Source organism: Streptomyces sp. 147326 (genome assembly GCF_045000215.1).
Classification (GTDB): Bacteria; Actinomycetota; Actinomycetes; order Streptomycetales; family Streptomycetaceae; genus Streptomyces.
Genome location: NZ_CP134201.1, coordinates 2,892,205 through 2,908,346, shown reverse-complemented (window position 1 = coordinate 2,908,346; position 16,142 = coordinate 2,892,205). Strand labels below are relative to the sequence as shown.

Here is a 16,142-nt window from a genome sequence, read left to right as displayed (position 1 = left end):
AGCCATGGTCGACATCATCAAGCTCACGGCCGCCGAGACCGCCGAGAAGATCGCCTCCGGCGAGCTCACGGCCGTCGAGGTGACCGAGGCCCACCTGGCCCGCATCGACGCCACCGACGAGAAGGTCAACGCCTTCCTGTTCGTGGACCGCGAGGGCGCCCTCGCGCAGGCCCGCGCCGTCGACGCCAAGCGCGAGCGCGGCGAGAAGCTCGGCCCGCTGGCCGGCGTCCCGCTCGCCCTCAAGGACATCTTCACCACCATCGGGGTCCCGACCACCGTCGGTTCGAAGATCCTCGAGGGCTGGCTCCCGCCGTACGACGCCACCCTGACGCGCAAGCTGAAGGAAGCCGACGTCGTCATCCTCGGCAAGACCAACATGGACGAGTTCGCCATGGGGTCCTCCACCGAGAACAGCGCCTACGGCCCCACCGGCAACCCCTGGGACCTCACCCGGATCCCCGGCGGCTCCGGCGGCGGCTCCGCGGCGGCCCTCGCCGCCTTCCAGGCCCCGCTGGCCATCGGCACGGACACCGGCGGCTCCATCCGCCAGCCCGCCGCCGTCACCGGCACGGTCGGCGTGAAGCCCACGTACGGCGGCGTCTCCCGCTACGGCATGGTCGCCTTCTCCTCCTCCCTCGACCAGGGCGGCCCCTGCGCCCGTACGGTCCTGGACGCGGCGCTCCTCCACGAGGTCATCGCCGGCCACGACCCGATGGACTCCACCTCCATCGACGCGCCGGTCCCGCCGGTCGTCGAGGCCGCCCGCAACGGGTCGGTCGCCGGCATGCGCGTCGGCGTGGTCAAGCAGTTCGCCGGCGAGGGCTACCAGGCCGGCGTCGTCCAGCGCTTCAACGAGTCGGTGGAGCTCCTCAAGGAGCTGGGCGCCGAGATCGTCGAGCTGGACTGCCCGTCCTTCGACCTCGCGATGGCCGCGTACTACCTGATCGCGCCGTCCGAGTGCTCCTCCAACCTGGCCCGCTTCGACGCCATGCGCTACGGCCTGCGCGTCGGCGACGACGGCACCAAGTCCGCCGAGGACGTCACCGCCCTGACCCGCGAAGCCGGCTTCGGCGACGAGGTCAAGCGCCGCATCATCCTCGGCACGTACGCGCTCAGCTCCGGCTACTACGACGCGTACTACGGCTCCGCCCAGAAGGTCCGCACCCTCATCTCGAAGGACTTCGAGAAGTCCTTCGAGCAGGTCGACGTGATCGTCTCCCCGACGACCCCGACCACCGCCTTCCCGATCGGTGAGCGCACCGACGACCCGCTGGCGATGTACCTCGCGGACCTGTGCACCATCCCGACCAACCTGGCCGGCAACTCCGCCATGTCGCTCCCCTGCGGCCTGGCACCGGAGGACGGTCTCCCGGTCGGGCTGCAGATCATCGCCCCGGCGATGAAGGACGACCGGCTCTACAAGGTCGGTGCCGCCGTCGAGGCCGCCTTCGTCGCACGCTGGGGTCACCCGCTGCTCGAGGAGGCTCCGTCGCTGTGAGTGCCATGGCAAAGAAGGCCAAGAACTTCAAGAAGTCGAAAACCGGCGTCTACGTCTCGCTGGCCACCACCGCGTTCGGCGCCTTGAGCGTTGCCAAGCAGGCCAAGCTTGCCCGCAGCGACGGCGACGTGCTGCGACTGGTCGACGCCGCCGTGTCCGCCGCCGCCATCGTCACCGGCCTCGCGATCCTGTACCGCGAGCTGAAGCGCCTGGGCGACGACGACGTCCTGCTGGGCTGAGAGGGAAAGTTTCACCGTGACCTTCACCGAACTGCTGTCTTACGAGGACGCTCTCGCCTCGTTCGACCCCGTCATGGGCCTCGAGGTCCATGTCGAGCTCGGCACCAAGACGAAGATGTTCTGCGGCTGCTCCACGGAGCTGGGCGCCGAGCCCAACTCGCAGACGTGTCCCACCTGCCTCGGCCTGCCCGGCTCGCTCCCGGTCGTCAACGCGATCGGCATCGAGTCCGCCATCAAGATCGGCCTCGCGCTGAACTGCGAGATCGCCGAGTGGTGCCGCTTCGCCCGGAAGAACTACTTCTATCCGGACATGCCGAAGAACTTCCAGACCTCCCAGTACGACGAGCCCATCGCCTTCAACGGCTACCTGGACGTCCAGCTGGAGGACGGCGAGATCTTCCGCGTGGAGATCGAGCGCGCCCACATGGAGGAGGACACCGGCAAGTCGCTGCACGTCGGCGGCGCCACCGGCCGTATCCACGGCGCGTCCCACTCCCTGCTGGACTACAACCGCGCCGGCATCCCGCTCATCGAGATCGTCACCAAGCCGATCGAGGGCGCGGGCGAGCGGGCCCCCGAGGTCGCCAAGGCGTACGTCGCCGAGCTGCGCGAGGTCATCAAGGCGCTCGGCGTCTCCGAGGCCCGCATGGACAAGGGCCAGATGCGCTGCGACGTGAACCTGTCGCTGCGCCCGACCCCCGAGTCCGAGTTCGGCACCCGCAGCGAGACCAAGAACGTCAACTCGCTGCGCTCCGTCGAGCGTGCCGCGCGCTTCGAGATCCAGCGCCACGCGGCCGTGCTGACCTCCGGCGGCTCGATCGTGCAGGAGACCCGGCACTTCCACGAGGAGGACGGCTCCACCACGGCCGGCCGCATCAAGGACAACGCCGAGGACTACCGGTACTTCCCGGAGCCCGACCTGGTCCCCGTGGCCCCGGCCCGCGCGTGGGTCGAGGAGCTGCGCGGCGGCCTGCCCGAGATGCCGCGCGTGCGCCGCAACCGGCTCCGCGAGGAGTGGGGCGTCACCGAGCACGACATGCAGTCGATCCTCAACGCGGGCGCGGTGGACTCCATCGTCGCCACGATCGAGGCGGGTGCCGACTCGGCCGCCGCGCGCAAGTGGTGGATGGGCGAGCTGGCCCGCAACGCCAACGAGCAGGGCGTCGTCGTCGACGAGCTGCCGATCACCCCGGTCCAGGTGGCCCGGGTCGCGGCCCTGGTCGCGGACGGTTCGCTCAACGACAAGCTGGCCCGCAAGGTCCTCGAGGGCGTCCTCGCCGGCGAGGGCACCCCGGACGAGGTCGTCGAGAAGCGCGACCTGAAGGTCGTCTCGGACGAGGGCGCGCTCGGCGCGGCCGTGGACGAGGCCATCGCCGGCAACGCGGCCATCGCGGACAAGATCCGCGGCGGCAAGATCGCCGCCGTCGGCGCCCTGGTCGGCGCGGTCATGAAGACCACCCGCGGCCAGGCCGACGCGGCGCGCGTCAAGGAGCTCATCCTGGAGCGCCTGGGCGTCTCCGAGTAGTCTTCCACGGCACGTACGACGGCCCCGCACCGGAACCTCCCGGTGCGGGGCCGTTCGCGGTTCAGACTGGGTGTGGGGTGATCGCGCGCGACGGGCGCGGGGTCGGTGGGATCAGGGGGGTGGGCCGGTGGAGATCGGTGCGATGGTCATCGCGGTGGCGGGTGTCGCGGGCACGCTGGGCGGCGCGCTGCTCACCCAGCGGGGGGCGGCGCGAGCCAAGCGGCGCGAGATCGAACTCGTGCGCGCCCACGACGAGATACGCGAGAACCAGGCGCTGCGGCGCTCGTGCTACACGGAGCTGAACCGGGACGCCCGGCAGTTCACCACGGCACTCAACCGGCATCTGCACGCCATGCGGGAACGCGGGGTCGAGGAGGCCGACCGGGCCGCGCTCGACGCCGCGAAGGACGCCTTCCGCGACCGGTACTCCGAGGCGCAGATGATCGCGCCCGATCCGGTCCTCGCGCCCGCGACGGAGGTCCACCACGCCCTGACCGCGGTCTACGGGCAGGTGAAGCGCCTGGAGCGGGGCACGCCCGGCCCGGGGGAGTCGATGGAGTCGGCGGTGGCGGCGCAGCAGGGGATCTGGGGGCCGCTCCGGGAGATGCGGGCGGCCATGCGCGCCGACCTCGGCGTGGGCTGAAGGCACCGGGCACCCGGGGAGCCATTTATGTATCGATCGATATAGAACCTGTGTACCCTCACAACTTCGGCCCGATCCTCGACGAGTTGGGCGCCTCGCACAGCGTCGTCGGCGTCGACTACCCCGGCGCGGGGGACACTCGCGGGCCACCGGAGCGCTGACCCTGGACGAACTGGCCGATCAGCTCGTGGCCGCCGCCGACGCCGAGGGGCTGGAGCGGTTCGCCGTACTCGGGTACTCGCTCGGCGGGTACGTCGCCGTCCGGATCGCCACGCGCCATCCGGAGCGGGTCACCGCGCTCGTCCTCACCGCCACCTTCGCGCGGGCCGGGAACGGGCTGAAGCTGATCGGCGACCTCTGGTCCGAGCTGGCCGCGCGGCGGGAGAACGAGCTCCTCGCGCGGCTGCTCGTACCGCTCGCGTTCGGCGAGGGGGCGCTGGAGTCGCTCACCCCCGATCAGCTGGAGGCCGTCGTGCGGGACACCGCCGCCTCGGTCCCGCCCGGGAGCGGCGACCACGTCGACCTGATCAAGGGGTCCGACCTGCGGGCCGAGCTCGCGCGGATCGACCTGCCGGCGCTCGTCATCGCGACGACCTGGGACCGGCTCGTGCCGCCGGCCCTCCAGTGGGAACTGGCGGACGCGCTGCCGGGCGCGCGGGTCGCGGAACTGCCCACCGGGCACCTTCCGTTCGCCGAACGCCCGGCCGAATGGGCCGCCCTCGTCACCGGGTTCCTGGCGCGGCCCGCGGCCCGCGGCCCGCGGCCCGCGGCCCGCGGCCCGGTGAGCCGACCGCGCCCGCGTCAGCGCGTCAGCTGCGGGCCCGCGATGACCACCTTGCCGATGTCACACCCCGCTTCCACCTTGATGCGCAGCCGCAGGGCGCCGCTGACCTCCACCCTCTTCGTGATGGGCTTGCCCAGCGCGACCAGTTCGGAGAAGGCGGCGGGCTGGCCGTCGAGCGCGATGGTGACGCGGCCCTTCTCGTGGGTGGAGCCGTCGTCGATCCCGGCCGTGAAGTCCAGGTACTTCCACTCACGGTTGAGGTCGAACTCCGCGATCGCGTCGCCGCTGCACCCCAGGTCGGCGATGAACGCGGCGCCGTACTGCTTGGTGTTGATCTTCGCCGCTCCCACGGCGAACTCGCCCAGTCCGTCGACGGCGCTCATGACGGTCAGATCGGCGGTGTTGACGCCCGGAGCGACGCCCCCCGGAGGCTTGGACGCCGAGCCGGTGGGCTGGGTCAGGGGCGTGTCGTCACCGGTCCCGGACGGACTGGGGGACGGGGAGGCGGACGGGGACGGCCCGCTGGAGCTCGCCGCCCCGGCCGGCTTGTCGCTCCCGGCCGCCCGGTCCGCCCCCCGGTCCTTGTCCTTCAGCAGCTGTACGCCGGCCACCGCGAGGGCGGCCAGTACCAGTACCCCGGCCACCGAGCCCAGGACCAGGCCGGTCCGCCGCTTCTTCTTCGGGCGTACGGGCTCCGGCGCGGGGGCCGGGGCCGGGCTCAGGTTGTACGTCGGCCCGTACCCGGCCGGCGCCGGCGCCGGCTCCGGCAGCGACTGCGGGACGGGGGTGGCGGCGGTGGCGGGCTCCGGGACGGTGGCCGGTTCCGACTGCGCGGGCTGCGCCGGCTGGAGCGGCTGTGCGGTCGGGGTGTACGCGAGCGGCACCGCCGTCGGAGCAGCCGCGGGCGGGGCCACGGGCGGCGGAGTGACGGGCTGCGGCGGGACCACCGGCGGCGGCGGGGCGGCCGGCCGGGGCGGGGCCTCCTGGCCGGCCCGCTGCGAGGTCGCGGTGGTCGTGGACACCACGGCGTGGCGGACGTCCTTCATCCAGCCGGCCAGGTTCACCGGCCGCTTCCCCGGGTCGGCCGCGTAGATCGACGCGATCCGCGCCCGCTGCTCGGCGTCCAGCACGGCGATCTGCGGCAGGGCCGCCAGCGCGTGCGCCAGCTGCTCCGGGGTGGCGGGCGGCGACTGCCCGCTCAGCAGGAAGTAGGCGATCGCCCCGAAGGCGTACCGGTCCGTGCCCGGTGTCCGCTTGCCGTCGAAGACCTCGGGTGCCGCGTAGCCCGGGGTGAACCAGACCTCCGCCGTCTGGTGGTCGGCGGTCAGCTTGCTCAGGCCGAAGTCCACGAGCGTGGCCTGCCCGTGGGCGTCGACCATCACATTGCCGGGGGAGAGGTCGCCGTGGATGACCTGGCGCCCGGACGGGGTGGCCTTCCCCGAGTGCAGCCAGTCCAGTACGTCGGCGAGCTGCTCCAGGGTGCGCATCACCTCGCGCCGCTCCGCGGCGGTGGCGAGCGTCCGCTCGGCCCGCCAGTCCCGCAGGTCCAGGCCGTCGACGTGGTTCATGACGAGGACGAGCGCCCGCCCGGTCAGGGTCGAGGACTCCCCCGGCCGGTGGATCGGCGGCCCTTCGAAGTGCTCGCGTACGCCCACGACGCCGGGCCGGTGGACGAAGCGCAGCAGTTCGGCCTGCTCGTTCCACTTCTGGCTGATGCGGTCGAAGATGTCGGGCGTGATGGTCGTCTTGGAGTCGAGCACCTTGACGACCACGGGCTCGGATCCGCCGGCGAGCTCGATCTCCGCGAGATAGAGCACGGCCTCCCCGCCACGCCCGATGGACCGGAGCAGGCGGTACCGGTCGGCCGCCGAGTCTGGTCCGATGTGCAGGTTCTGACTGGTCAATGTCCCCCACCTCAACCCACTTTGAGAGGGCATCAGCTTCCCGGGACGAGGTGTGCGGGGTCAATGGGAATCGGGATCTCCGTCGGGGCCCCTCTTTCTGTAGCGATCGTTAAGCCGTTCGGGTAGCGTTCATTCTGTAGTGACCGTTACGGAAACCAGGGGTACAGCCATGTCCGTCACCAGCAATGTCATCAACGTCGGCACCGAATACGCCCGCACGGTCCGCAAGGAGAGCGGCGGACCGGGTCTCCTGCTCGCCCACGGCGCCGGAGGTTCGGTGGAGTCGAACTTCGGGCCGCTCCTGGACGCCCTCGCCGCCACGCACAGCGTCGTCGCCGTCGACTACCCCGGCGCCGGCGCCACCCCGCGAGCCACCGGTCCGCTCGAACTCGACGAGCTGGCGGACCGGCTGGTCGCCGCCGCCGATGCCGAGGGTCTGGAGCGCTTCGCCGTCCTCGGCTACTCGCTCGGCGGGAACGTCGCCGTACGGGTCGCGACGCGCCATCCGGAGCGGGTCACGGCGCTCGTGCTCACCGCGAGCTTCGCGCGGGCCGGCCACGCCTTCGGCCTCGTCGGCGAGCTGTGGTCCGAACTGGCCCGGCGCGGGGAGAACGAACTGCTCGCACGGCTCCTCGTACCGCTCCTGCTCGGCGCGGAGCAGCTGGAGGGGCTGAGCCCCGCGCAGCTGGAGGCCGCCGTACGGGGGACCGCCGCGACCGTGCAGCCCGGGAGCGGGGACCACGCCGCGCTGATCAAGGGGACCGACCTGCGGGCCGAGCTGGCCCGGATCGACGTACCGGCCCTCGTCGTCGCGACGACCGGGGACCGGCTCGTACCCCTCGCGTCCCAGCGGGAACTGGCCGACGCGCTGCCGGGCGCACGGCTCGCGGAACTGCCCACCGGGCACCTCCCGTTCGCCGAGCGCCCGGCCGAATGGGCGGCTCTGGTCAGTGAGTTCCTGACGCGGCACCCGGCGCGGTGAAGAACCCCAGGCGGGCCTGCTTGGCGGGGAGGTAGACCTCGGGCAGGTCGATCTCCGGGAGTTCGACCTCCGGTCCGAGCGTGAAGCCGGTGCGCTCCATGAGGGCGATGGCCTTGACGTTGCGGGTGTCCGGTTCGACGACGACGCGGCGGGTCGAGCCGTCGGAGAACACGAACGAGAGGAACGCCGCCATCAGGGCCGCGGTGTAGCCGTGCTGGACCCCGCCCTCGGCAGGGCCGATCAGCAGGTGCGCGCCGACGTCCCCGGGCTGGACCTCGTAGCACTCGCTGACCCGGTCCTCGGCGCAGTCGTACGTCTGGAAGAGCGCGACCCGCTCGCCGTCGCGGCTGACCATGAACGCGTGGTGGGTGGTGCGCCGGTCGACGTCCTCGTAGATCTCCTGGACCAGCTCGCGGCTGGCCTCGCCCATGCCCCAGAAGCGGGCCCGCTCCTGCGTGACCCAGCTGTGGATCAGGGCGGAGTCGGCGGCCGGGTCGACGGGGGTGAAGACGACGGTGCCGAAGCCCTCGACGTGCTGGGTGTGAACGGGCTGTCTGACGGAGACGGGGGAGGTCATATCGATTCCTTGGTGAGCCGGGTCCAGTCGGTGACGACGGGGACGAGTGCGCAGTCAGCCCACAGCGGGAGCTGATCGCGGTGGTGGGGTGAGCCGGTGACTCCGTCCGCACCGAGCGGGACGGCCCAGAGGCTGTCCTCGCGGCGGGCGAGGTCCCAGACGTAACGGGCCGCCGATGCACGGGCGGTGCGGTCGGTGAAGCCCGGGACCGAGGAGGTGGCGTTCACACAGTCGTGGTCGCCGCCGAGGCCGGGCCAGTCCGCGGCCTCCTGGTCGGGCAGCGCCTGCCAGGGGGTGAGGCGGTGCACCTCCGACCAGGCGGCGTCGGGGACGCCGGCGGCGGCCGTCTCCTCCAGGGCGGCGCGGACGTGCGCCGCACGGTCGAGGCCGGGGACGAGGGAGGTGGTGAGCAGGCCTTCGAGGGCGTACCCGATGCGGGGGACCAGGTAGAGCCAGGGGTGGAACACGTCCGGGCCGGTCGGCGCGCCCCACAGCCCCTCGAAGACCGGGTCGGCGGCGAAGCGGCGTACGGTCGCGGTCCGGAAGGCCGAGAAGACGGTGGCGTCGGTGCTGTCGGCCGTCATGTGCCGGTCCCAGGCCAGCAGCCGCTCGCGCAGGGCCCGCGCCGCCGGGGTCAGGTCCTCGAAGCCGGGCAGCAGGGCGAGCAGGGGCGCGGCCGAGGCCAGGTGCGTGTCCCGGTGTACGTCGGCCATCGCCTCCGGGGACCAGTCCGCGGAGCCGCTGAGCAGCTCGCGGATGCGGTTGGCGCGGTGCGGGGGCGCGAACTCCACGCCGAGGGGGGAGGCGATCCCGCGCGCGTTGGCCATCACGGCGAAGCCCTGCACGGGCTCGGCGGGGGTCGGGGCCCAGCCCTGCCAGGCGTGCCCGGGCTCCCAGGCGGGCACGGGGCGCAGCCGGTTGGTGCGGTGGCGCAGCGGCACGGCACCCGCGACGCGGTGCAGCAGCCCGCCCGAGGTGTCGGCGGCGTGCACGACGTTGACCGGCTCGGCCCAGCCGTCGAGGGCGAGGTCGATGTCGGCGACCGTGCGGGCGCGCAGGAGGGCGGGGAGGGCGGCGAAGCCGAGGTCCCGGCGGACCCGGGGCGGGTAGCGGAGGGAGAGGGTCTGCGCGCTGCCGTCGGCGTGGGCCCCGGCGAGCGCGTCGGCCCCGGTGTCCCCGTCCGCGTGGATGATCACGGGGCCGCGGGCGGTCTCCAGGATCTCCACCTCGACGTCGTCGCCGCCGGCGACGGTGATGGTCTCGGTGTGGCGGGCGACGGGCTCCCAGGCGCCGTCCGGGCCGAGTGCCTCGACGGCGGAGCCGTCGCCGCGGCGCAACTGCTCGACGTACAGGTCCTGGTAGTCGGCCATCGCGTTGGTGATGGCCCAGGCGGCGGTGCCGGTGTGCCCGAAGTGGGCGAGGCCGGGGACGCCGGGGACGGCCAGGCCGAGGACGTCGTAGTCCGGGCAGGAGAGACGTATCTGCTGGTAGACGCCCGGGTCCTCGATGAACCGGTGCGGGTCGCCCGCGATGATCGCCGAACCGGTGGTGGTGCGGTCGCCCGGCACCAGCCAGCCGTTGCTCCCGGCGGTGCCGGGGCCGTCGGTGGCGAAGAGGGTGACCGCCTCGTCGCCGAGGGCGCGGGCCACGCGTTCGCGCCACAGCTTGGTGGCGAAGCCGGCGAACAGGATGTGCGTGGCGATCCAGATGGCGAGCGGAACCCAGGGCTCCCAGGGGGCGGGGGTGAGGCCGGTGCGGGCGAAGCGCTCGTCGCGGGCGGCGCCGGCGGCGAGCCCGTCGTTGACGCCGTCCACGTACGCGCGGACCCAGGCGGCGGTGCCGGGATCCTCGGCTTCCAGGGCCTCGTAGCAGAGGCGGGCGGTGTCGGCGAGACGGCACTGGCGGGCGAAGCGGTCCCAGCCGACGGAGTCCGCGCCGAGGAAGGAGGCGCTGGACCCTTGGGCGCGGTGCCGTTCGACCTCCAGCTGCCAGGCACGGTCGAAGGCGGTGACACGGCCCTGGGCGTGGGCGAGCCGGAGTTCGTCGGATGCGCGGAGATGGGGGATGCCCCAGGGGTCGCGGAAGACCTCGTACGATTCGGAGGTCTCCGAGTCGTTCTCGCTGCTCACACTGCTCACGCTGCTCACACTCTTCCCCAGGGTGCATTAGGTTAGGCTGCCCTAACTATAGACGCGTACAGGGGAGGGGCTGGACATGGCGGTCGGCAAGGGCTGGGAGGGCGTGGTCCTGAAGCTCATGCGGGGCAAGGACTTCACGTTCACGGTCACGGGGGCGGAAGACGTCACGGAGCACTACCGCCGGGTGTACTTCACCGACGGCGGACTGCTGGCGGCCGCCGGTGAGTCGCTGCATCCGACGATGTGGGTGCGCGTCTGGTTCGAGGGCGCGGGCCGTCCGCACCAGCGGGCCTACACGCTGGTCGACCCGGACCCCGAAGCCGGCACGTTCTGCTTCGAGTTCGCCCTGCACGACGGGGTCGCCAGCGCCTGGGCGCGGGGCGCCGAGCCGGGTGACACGATCGAGGCCACCGTCCAGGGCACCGGATTCACCGGCCCGGTCCCGACCCCCGGGCGCCTGCTGGTCATCGGCGACCCGGCCTCCCTCCCCGCGATCAACTCGCTGCTGGACGCGTACCCGCAGACGCCGGCGACCATCTGGTTCGAGACGCAGCACGCCTCGGACGCGGAACTGCCGGTACGGGGGGACGCGGGCCTGCGCGACATCCGCCGCGTGCCGCGGGGCGGCGCGGCGCTGACCGACCGGGTCCGGGCCGAACTGCCGGAGCTGCTCGGGGACCCGGAGTCGGCGTACGTCTGGCTGGCCTGCGACACGGCGACGACCCGCGGTCTGACGGCGTACCTGCGCAAGGAACTCGCGCTGCCGAAGCACCGGGTGAACGGGCTGGGCTACTGGCGGCCGGGCACGGGCGGCTGAGACACGGCGCGAATCCCTCCGCCCGCACGTGTCCTGCGCGCCCTGGGCGCCCTACGCGCCCGTGGTGCCGTCGATCGCCTCGCGGAGGAAGTCGGCATGGCCGTTGTGGCGGGCGTACTCGTGGATGAGGTGGAGCATGACCAGGCGCAGCGAGGCCTCCTCCTGCCAGCTCGGCACGTACGCCTTCACGTCCAGGGACTCGGCGGCCGACTCGATCCGGCGCGCGTGCGCGACCTCGTCCCGCCAGGCGGTGAAGGCCTCGGTGCGGCTGGAGCCGGAGGCGTCGTAGGCGGCCTGGAAGTCGTGGGTGTCCGACCACAGGTGCGGGAGGTCCTCGCCGCCCAGGACGCGGCGGAACCAGTGCCGCTCGACCTCGGCCATGTGCCGGACCAGGCCCAGCAGGGACAGCGTGGACGGGGGCATCGAGCTCTGGCGCAACTGCTCGTCGGTCAGGCCCTCGCACTTCCAGGCGAGGGTGGCCCGGTGGTAGTCGAGAAAGGCCCGGAGGGTTTCGCGCTCGTTGCCGGTCAGAGGCGGGCTGATGCGTTCCATGCGGGCGATCTTGCCCGTTGATCGCGGGCCGGGGAACCCCGCCGGGGAGGCGGGCCACATGAGCCCGCACGCGGGCCGGGCGCGGAGGTCAGGAGGCGCCGGCGGCCGTCCACAAGTACGGCACCGTCACGCCCAGGACCCCGAAGCCCAGCCGTTCCAGGATCGGACGGCTGTCGTCCGACGCGTCCACCTGGAGGTACGGGATGCCGCGCTCCGCCGCCAAGCGGGCGCGGTGGGCCACCAGCAGGCGGTAGATGCCGCGGCCGCGCCACTGCGGGATCGTGCCACCGCCCCAGAGGCCCGCGAAGCCGGTCCCCGGCCGCATCTCCATCCTGGCCGCGCTCACCGGGGTGTCACCGGCCATCGCCAGCACCGCGGCGATGCGCTCCGGCTCGTTCAGCAGCTGGTCGAGCAGGTGCTCCCGGATCCGCGGCCGCTCGGTTCCGAAGGCCGCCGCGTGGACCTCCATCATCAGGTCGACCCCGGCCTCGTCCGTCACCACCCGCAGCGTGATCCCCTCCGGCGGCTCCACCGGCAGCCGCGCGAGTTCGGCCGCCCGTCCCGCCATCAGGGTCTCCGGCGGCTCCGGTACGAAGCCCGCCACCCGCAGCCGTTCCCCGAGATCCGCCGGCCCGTCGTAGTCGTACAGCTTCCACTCGAACTCGGGACATCCGCGTCCCGCGAAGAACGCCACCTGCGCGGCGATCTCCGCATCAGCGTTCTCCTCGTCGAGGTCCGACCAGAGCACGCAGTTCCACCCGAGCCCGGGCACGCTCTGCCGTACGACCCGGCCCGCCCGCTCCACCCGGGCCCGCGCGCTGTCCGGCTGCGCCCCCTCGCGCAGCTCGGCGTCGTAGAGGGCGCGTACCTTCAGAAGTTCATCAAGATCCATCGTCATCACCCCCACCTCACCAGGGTCCGACCACCCGGCACAACTGCATTAGCCTCACCCCGTGAACGACGACTCCACCATCTACACCGGCAAGGCCGCCCCCGATGCCGCCGCCGACCGCGGCTGGCTGCTGGGCCACTTCAAGGACCCCGCCGATCCCCGTCACAGCGAGGACGTGGAGATCAAATGGGGCGTCCACCCGAAGGGCGACGAACGGGAGCGGTGGGCGACCGCCGAGAAGCGCACCGCACTGCTGGTGCTGATCAGCGGACGCTTCCGGCTGGAGTTCCCGGGGCGGACCGTCGTCCTCGCCGAGCAGGGGGACTACGTGCTCTGGGGCCGAGGCGTCGACCACTCCTGGTACGCGGAGGAGGACGCGGTGGTCCTCACCGTCCGCTGGCCCTCGATCCCCGGCTACCGGGTGGACGAGCCCGACGACCGGGCGGCCGCCCGCTAGGCCGTCCCTGTGACCGAGGGCGCGCACCTTCCCCGGCCCCCTGTGACGATGCACACGAAAGGGGCCAACGATCACGAAACGCTGAGATCGTGTAGGTGTAGACCAACTGGGCCGAATCCCCTGGGCGATCCCCCGGGCGGTCGGCCGCGTCTGCACGAGTTCATGTTTGCGACGGGCCGCCTCCCGGTGAAGACCCGAACCATCAGGGAGCACGTCCGTTGGCAGTAATCGCACGCTGGTGCATGCGCCACCGTCTCCTCACCGTCCTGATCTGGCTGCTCGCACTCGGTGGGACCGCGGCGGCCGCAGGCACTGCCGGAGCGGCGTTCTCCAACGACTACGAGGTCCCCGGCACCGAATCCGGGAGGGCGAACGACCTCCTCCGCGAGGGCTTCCACGGCCAGGGCGGCGACACCGACACCATCGTGTGGCGGGCCCCGGACCACCAGAGCGCACGCACCCCGGACATCGAGCAGCGCATGACCCGGGCACTCGACGCCGTCGCCGCACTCCCGGGCGTCGGATCCGTCGCCGGCCCCTACGGCCCGGGCCCCGAGAGCGCCGCACGGATCAGCGCCGACGGGCGCACGGCCTATGCCGTGGTGACCTTCGGCCAACAGGCGGACTCCGTACCCAAGGCCCAGGCCAGGTCCGTCGTCGACGCGGTGAAGAACCCCGCCACCGAGGCCGGCGGTCTGCAGGTCGAACTGGGCGGCCGCGCCATCCAGCTCACCGAGGCCCCCACCGCACACCTCGCCGAGGTCATCGGCGTGGCCGTCGCGGCCCTGGTCCTCTTCCTGGCCTTCGGCTCGCTCGCCGCGAGCCTGCTGCCCATCGCGACCGCCCTGGTCAGCGTGGGCACCGCCTATTTCGGCATCACCCTCCTCGGGCACGCCATGCCCGTCGCCGACTTCGCACCGATGCTCGGCACCCTCATCGGCCTCGGCGTCGGCATCGACTACGCCCTCTTCATCGTCACCCGGCACCGGAAGGGCCTCGCGCGCGCCCTCCCCGTCGAGGAGGCGGCCGAGAACGCCGTCGCCACCACCGGCCGGGCCGTCGTCTTCGCCGGTGCCACGGTCTGCATCGCCCTGCTCGGCATGCTCGTGCTGAGGCTGAACTTCCTCAACGGCGTCGCGATAGCGGCCTCCGTGACGGTCGTCCTGACGGTCGCCGCCTCGGTCACCCTGCTGCCCGCCCTCCTCTCGTACATAGGCACGCGCGCCCTCTCGGGCCGAGAGCGCCGCCGACTCGCCGCCGAGGGCCCGCGGCCCGCGCAGACCTCCGGCTTCGCGGCCCGCTGGTCCGTCTTCGTGGAGCGCCACCCCAAGCTGCTCGGCCTCCTCGCCACCGCGGTCATGCTGGTGCTGGCCCTGCCCACCCTCTCCCTCCACCTGGGCACCTCCGACCAGGGCAACAACCCGGCCACCTCCACCACCCGCAAGGCCTACGACCTGCTGGCGGACGGGTTCGGGCCCGGCACGAACGGCCCGCTCACCGTCGTCGCCCGGCTGGACGGCGCGGGCGACCGGCTCGCCGTCGACCACCTGGCGCAGGCGCTCCGTACGACGAAGGGCGTCGCCTCCACCGGCCCCGCCGTCCTCAACCGCAGCGGGGACACCGCCGTCCTGACCGTCGTACCGGACTCCGCCCCCCAGTCCCGGGCCACGAGCGACCTCGTCGACACCCTCCGCCAGGACGTCATCCCGCGCGCCGGACACGGCAACTCCATGGAGGTCCACGTCGGCGGAGTGACCGCCGCCTACGACGACTTCGCCGAGGTCATCATCGGCAAGCTGCCGCTCTTCGTCGGCGTGGTCATCGCCCTCGGCTGCGTGCTCCTGCTGCTCGCCTTCCGCTCCATCGGCATCCCGGTGAAGGCGGCGGCCATGAACGTCGCCGCCGTCGCCTCCTCCTTCGGCGTCGTGGTCGCGATCTTCCAGTGGGGCTGGGGGAGCGAACTGCTGGGCCTGGGCAGCGCCGGTCCCATCGAACCCTTCCTCCCCGTGATCATGGTGTCCGTCCTCTTCGGACTGTCGATGGACTACCAGGTCTTCCTCGTCAGCCGGATGTACGAGGAGTGGCTGGAGACCGGCGACAACCGGCGGGCCGTGCGCGTGGGCCTCGCCGAGACCAGCCGGGTCATCAACTCGGCGGCCGTGATCATGATCTCCGTCTTCCTCGCCTTCGTCCTCAGCGGCGACCGGATCATCGCGATGTTCGGCATCGCGCTCGCCGCGGCCGTGGCCCTCGACGCCTTCGTGCTGCGCACCCTCCTCGTCCCGGCCCTCATGCACATGCTCGGCGGCGCCAACTGGTGGCTGCCCGCCTGGCTCGACCGGCGGCTGCCCAGGATCAGCATCGAGCCCCCCGAATGCGGCCCGCGTGCGAAACTTCCGGCACGGCGGACCGCCGCGGTCCCCGCCACGAGCGAGGACGGCGCCGAGCCCGCCACCACCTCCAGGTGATCCGGCCACCCGCCGCCCGAGACCCAAGGAAGACCGAGCATGTTCTCGATAGACCTCGCCGACGACGCCCAGCTGTTCCCGCTGGAGGCCCGGCACGCCGAGGAGTTCTTCGCCCACATCGAACGCGGCCGCGAGTTCATCGGCCAGTACGTCGGCCTCCCGGACCGGTCGCCCGACCTCGACTCCGCCCGGGCCTTCCTGGCCAAGTACGCGGTGAAGGCGGGGGAGGACGGCGCCCGGTTCTTCGGCATCCGGCTCGACGGCACCCTCGTGGGCGGGGTCCTCTTCCCGGCCTTCGACGCGGACGGCGGCAACTGTGAGATCGGCTGCTGGCTGGAGCCCGCCGCGGCCGGCCGGGGCCTGGTGACCAAGGCCTGCCAGGTCCTCATCGACTACGCCTTCGGCGAGCGCGGCATGCACCGCGTCGAGTGGCACGCCGCCACCGGCAACAAGAAGAGCCTCGCCGTGGCCGAGCGCCTCGGCATGACCCGTGAGGGCGTCATGCGGCAGAACTACCTGCACCGCGGCGTCCGCCAGGACACCGAGGTCTGGTCGCTCCTCGCCCACGAGTGGTCCGCGGCCCGCCCGGCCTAGACCGGATCGACCCGGTTTCGCCCCGGGCCCCGCAGACCGCGGGGCCCGTAGCGGCCACAACCAGCGGATTCT

14 protein-coding genes and 1 pseudogene are annotated in these 16,142 nt (G+C 72.6%); 10 read left to right on the top strand and 5 right to left on the bottom strand.

Annotation, left to right across the window (positions count from 1 at the left end; all coding sequences use genetic code 11):
* Positions 1-4: 4 nt before the first annotated feature.
* The 5 genes and pseudogenes from gatA to RIU97_RS12585 all read left to right on the top strand — a co-directional run.
* Positions 5-1,498 carry an Asp-tRNA(Asn)/Glu-tRNA(Gln) amidotransferase subunit GatA gene (gene gatA, locus RIU97_RS12605; RefSeq protein ID WP_404956223.1) on the top strand — a complete coding sequence of 498 codons (1,494 nt, stop codon included), beginning with the start codon at positions 5-7 and terminating at the stop codon, positions 1,496-1,498.
* 5 nt (positions 1,499-1,503) lie between these two features.
* A complete protein-coding gene (locus RIU97_RS12600; RefSeq protein ID WP_328972960.1) occupies positions 1,504-1,737 on the top strand; it encodes a hypothetical protein in 234 nt (77 codons plus the stop codon).
* Positions 1,738-1,753: 16 nt separating this feature from the next.
* On the top strand, positions 1,754-3,262 hold the full coding sequence (gene gatB, locus RIU97_RS12595) for an Asp-tRNA(Asn)/Glu-tRNA(Gln) amidotransferase subunit GatB (RefSeq protein WP_404956221.1): 1,509 nt from the start codon (positions 1,754-1,756) through the stop codon (positions 3,260-3,262).
* A gap of 127 nt (positions 3,263-3,389) precedes the next feature.
* Entirely contained in the window at positions 3,390-3,905 is a 516-nt protein-coding gene (locus tag RIU97_RS12590) for a hypothetical protein (protein ID WP_404956218.1), read from the top strand.
* Positions 3,906-4,092: 187 nt separating this feature from the next.
* Positions 4,093-4,548 (top strand): annotated as a pseudogene (locus RIU97_RS12585) (alpha/beta fold hydrolase); the annotation flags it as partial.
* A 158-nt stretch (positions 4,549-4,706) separates the two neighbouring features.
* Here RIU97_RS12585 and RIU97_RS12580 read toward each other — a convergent pair.
* Positions 4,707-6,593, bottom strand: coding sequence for a protein kinase domain-containing protein (locus RIU97_RS12580; RefSeq protein WP_404956216.1), 1,887 nt, complete (start codon positions 6,591-6,593; stop codon positions 4,707-4,709).
* Positions 6,594-6,762: 169 nt separating this feature from the next.
* On the opposite strand from RIU97_RS12580, the gene RIU97_RS12575 reads away from it, so the two are divergent.
* A complete protein-coding gene (locus RIU97_RS12575) occupies positions 6,763-7,575 on the top strand; it encodes an alpha/beta fold hydrolase (protein WP_404956214.1) in 813 nt (270 codons plus the stop codon).
* On the opposite strand, the gene RIU97_RS12570 is transcribed toward RIU97_RS12575, so the two are convergent.
* Entirely contained in the window at positions 7,541-8,152 is a 612-nt protein-coding gene (locus RIU97_RS12570) for a GNAT family N-acetyltransferase (protein ID WP_404956212.1), read from the bottom strand. The two genes, RIU97_RS12575 and RIU97_RS12570, sit on opposite strands and share 35 nt — an antisense overlap.
* On the bottom strand, positions 8,149-10,290 hold the full coding sequence (locus tag RIU97_RS12565) for a penicillin acylase family protein (protein ID WP_404956210.1): 2,142 nt from the start codon (positions 10,288-10,290) through the stop codon (positions 8,149-8,151). The genes RIU97_RS12570 and RIU97_RS12565 overlap by 4 nt, the downstream gene beginning before the upstream one ends.
* Positions 10,291-10,366: 76 nt before the next feature.
* Here RIU97_RS12565 and RIU97_RS12560 point away from each other — a divergent pair, with 76 nt between their 5' ends.
* Complete coding sequence (locus RIU97_RS12560; protein ID WP_404956208.1) at positions 10,367-11,107, top strand: siderophore-interacting protein; 741 nt, start codon at positions 10,367-10,369, stop codon at positions 11,105-11,107.
* Positions 11,108-11,158: 51 nt separating this feature from the next.
* Here the strand turns inward: RIU97_RS12560 and RIU97_RS12555 are convergent, their stop codons facing one another.
* The gene (locus RIU97_RS12555; protein ID WP_404956206.1) at positions 11,159-11,659 is read right to left on the bottom strand and encodes a DinB family protein; all 501 of its coding nucleotides are present in this window, start codon (positions 11,657-11,659) and stop codon (positions 11,159-11,161) included.
* A gap of 88 nt (positions 11,660-11,747) precedes the next feature.
* Positions 11,748-12,551, bottom strand: coding sequence for a GNAT family N-acetyltransferase (locus RIU97_RS12550; protein WP_404962823.1), 804 nt, complete (start codon positions 12,549-12,551; stop codon positions 11,748-11,750).
* A gap of 61 nt (positions 12,552-12,612) precedes the next feature.
* Here RIU97_RS12550 and RIU97_RS12545 point away from each other — a divergent pair, with 61 nt between their 5' ends.
* The 3 genes from RIU97_RS12545 (at position 12,613) to RIU97_RS12535 (ending at position 16,070) form a co-directional block, all read left to right on the top strand.
* Positions 12,613-13,008 carry a signal peptidase I gene (locus RIU97_RS12545; protein ID WP_404956204.1) on the top strand — a complete coding sequence of 132 codons (396 nt, stop codon included), beginning with the start codon at positions 12,613-12,615 and terminating at the stop codon, positions 13,006-13,008.
* Positions 13,009-13,226: 218 nt separating this feature from the next.
* Positions 13,227-15,476 (top strand): MMPL family transporter, encoded by a 2,250-nt coding sequence (locus tag RIU97_RS12540; protein WP_404956202.1) that lies wholly within the window; start codon positions 13,227-13,229, stop codon positions 15,474-15,476.
* Positions 15,477-15,515: 39 nt separating this feature from the next.
* Entirely contained in the window at positions 15,516-16,070 is a 555-nt protein-coding gene (locus RIU97_RS12535) for a GNAT family N-acetyltransferase (protein WP_404956199.1), read from the top strand.
* The last annotated feature ends 72 nt before the right edge of the window (positions 16,071-16,142 follow it).

What these genes read in the sequence shown, in the direction of transcription:
- gatA (WP_404956223.1), top strand. Translation starts at nt 5, where the DNA reads ATGGTCGACATCATCAAGCTCACGGCCGCCGAGACCGCCGAGAAGATC.
- RIU97_RS12535 (WP_404956199.1), top strand. Translation starts at nt 15,516, where the DNA reads ATGTTCTCGATAGACCTCGCCGACGACGCCCAGCTGTTCCCGCTGGAG.
- RIU97_RS12560 (WP_404956208.1), top strand. Translation starts at nt 10,367, where the DNA reads ATGGCGGTCGGCAAGGGCTGGGAGGGCGTGGTCCTGAAGCTCATGCGG.
- RIU97_RS12570 (WP_404956212.1), bottom strand. Translation starts at nt 8,152, where the DNA reads ATGACCTCCCCCGTCTCCGTCAGACAGCCCGTTCACACCCAGCACGTC.
- RIU97_RS12555 (WP_404956206.1), bottom strand. Translation starts at nt 11,659, where the DNA reads ATGGAACGCATCAGCCCGCCTCTGACCGGCAACGAGCGCGAAACCCTC.
- RIU97_RS12575 (WP_404956214.1), top strand. Translation starts at nt 6,763, where the DNA reads ATGTCCGTCACCAGCAATGTCATCAACGTCGGCACCGAATACGCCCGC.
- RIU97_RS12600 (WP_328972960.1), top strand. Translation starts at nt 1,504, where the DNA reads ATGGCAAAGAAGGCCAAGAACTTCAAGAAGTCGAAAACCGGCGTCTAC.
- RIU97_RS12550 (WP_404962823.1), bottom strand. Translation starts at nt 12,551, where the DNA reads ATGGATCTTGATGAACTTCTGAAGGTACGCGCCCTCTACGACGCCGAG.